Below are 2,246 nucleotides of genomic sequence, written 5' to 3'. Positions count from 1 at the left end.
TGTCGACGACGCGTGAATACTGACCCCCAGACGACGGGTGAATATTGACCCCCTTCGACACTCTGGAGGGTGTGATTTCTGTGGAAGATTGGGCCGAGATCCGTCGGCTGCACAGGGCCGAGGGGTTGCCGATCAAGGCAATCGTCCGGCGTACCGGTGTCGCCAGGAACACGGTGCGGGCGGCACTGCGGTCGGAGGAGCCACCGGCGTATCGGCGGGCGTCGAAGGGGTCGTTGGTCGATGCCGTCGAACCTCAGATTCGGCAGCAGTTGACACTCGATGCGCAGATGCCGGCGACGGTGATCGCTGAGCGGATCGGGTGGACGAACTCACTGACGATCCTGAAGGACCGGATCCGGCAGATCCGGCCGGAGTACGTCGGGATCGATCCGGCCGATCGGATCGTCCGGGCACCGGGTGAGTCGGCGCAGATGGACTTGTGGTTTCCGGCGACCCGAATCCCCACCGGTCACGGGCAGACAGCGATTCTGCCGGTGCTGGTGATGACGTTGACGTTCTCGAAGCTCCTGTCGGCGATGATGATCCCCTCCCGGCAGGCCGGAGACATCCTCGCCGGCATGTGGGAACTGATCGCCGGAGTCGGAAAAGTCTCGAAAACCCTTGTCTGGGACCGGGAGTCAGCAATCGGAGGGCGAGGCAAACTCACCGATCCGGCAGCGATGTTCGCCGGCACACTGGGCACCAGAATCGTGCTGGCGCCACCGCGGGACCGGCGAGTTCAAGGGCATGACCGAACGCAATAACGGCTATCTGGAGACCTCGTTCCTGCCCGGTCGTGAGTTCGCCTCACCAACAGATTTCAACGAGCAGGTGGGCCTGTGGCTGCCGAAGGCCAACAGCCGGACGGTGCGATCGCTGCACGGCCGGCCGGTGGATTTCCTCGAGGAGGATCTGGCGGCGATGACGGTGTTGCCGCCGGTGCCGCCGGTCGTGGGGTTGACCGGGCGGGTGCGGTTGGCGCGGGACTACTACGTGCGCGTGGACGGTAATGACTACTCGGCGCATCCGTCGGCGATCGGCAGGCACGTCGACTTCGCCGCCAGCATGGACGAAGTCGCCCTCTCCTGCCAGGGAGAGCCGATCGGCGTGCACACCCGCTGTTGGGACACCGCCCGCACGATCACCGATCCCGCCCATGTGGCCGCCGCGAAGGTCCTGCGCCGCGAGTACGCCCGCACCCAGCGAGCACGGTATGAGGCCGCCCAGCGTGGCCGACTGCTGTCGGTCGACCCGGCCTTGGTGCGCGACCCGGGCAGCTATGACAGCCTGTTCGGCACCGACTTCGACCCCGCGCCGACCACCGCTGCGGCACCAGAACTCGGTTCGGAGGTGGTGGCATGAACAGCGAAATCAATACGGCCGCACCAGAATCGACTACGGCCGGGGCGTCGACTGCGTCGACGTTGGCGTACCTGTCGAGGGTACTGAAGACGCCGACGATCGGGCGGGTGTGGGAATCCCTCGCGGCCAGTGCCCGGCAGGACGGGTGGTCGCATGAGGAGTACCTGGCCGCGGTACTGCAGCGGCAGGTCGCCGACCGGGAGGCCTCCGGCACCCGCCTGCGGATCGCCGGGGCGCACTTCCCGGCGGTGAAGACCCTGGAGGACTTCAACCTCGATCACCAGCCGTCGTTGCGGCGTGATGTGCTTGCGCACCTGCAGACGATGACGTTCATAGCCAAGGCCGAGAACGTGATCCTGCTCGGACCGCCCGGCGTGGGCAAAACCCACCTCGGGATCGGATTGGGAATCGCCGCATGCCAGGCCGGGTATCCGGTCGCGTTCGACACCGCGACCGGCTGGGCGGCTCGGCTGACCACCGCGCACGCTGAGGGGCGTTTGGAGCACGACCTCAAGCGGCTGCGACGGTACAAGCTGTTGATCATCGACGAGGTCGGCTACCTGCCGTTCGATGCCGATCAGGCCAACCTGTTCTTCCAACTCGTCGCGCACCGCTACGAACAGGGCTCGATCCTGATCACCTCGAACATGCCGTTCGGGCGGTGGGGAGAGATCTTCAATGACGACATCGTCGCCGGCGCCATGATCGACCGCCTCGTGCACCACGCCGAAGTCCTCGCCCTCAGCGGCGACTCCTACCGCACACGCTCCCGACGGGAGCTCCTCACGACCTCGCCCGAACCGGGCGAACACCACTAACAACCAACACAGGGGGTCAATTTTCAGACGTCGAAAAGGGGTCAGATTTCACCCGCCGTTGACAGG

1 protein-coding gene and 1 pseudogene are annotated in these 2,246 nt (G+C 65.8%); both read left to right on the top strand.

The window, feature by feature from the left end:
• Positions 1-71: 71 nt before the first annotated feature.
• Positions 72-1,362 (top strand): annotated as a pseudogene (gene istA, locus GH2_RS21040) (IS21 family transposase).
• Positions 1,359-2,180: an IS21-like element helper ATPase IstB gene (gene istB / locus GH2_RS21035; RefSeq protein WP_066172644.1), complete on the top strand. Its 822-nt coding sequence runs from the start codon at positions 1,359-1,361 to the stop codon at positions 2,178-2,180. Before istA ends, istB begins: the two are co-directional and overlap by 4 nt.
• The last annotated feature ends 66 nt before the right edge of the window (positions 2,181-2,246 follow it).

The organism is Gordonia hydrophobica NBRC 16057, from assembly GCF_001592365.1.
Lineage (GTDB): Bacteria > Actinomycetota > Actinomycetes > Mycobacteriales > Mycobacteriaceae > Gordonia > Gordonia hydrophobica.
This window is presented reverse-complemented; position numbering and strand designations above follow the sequence as displayed.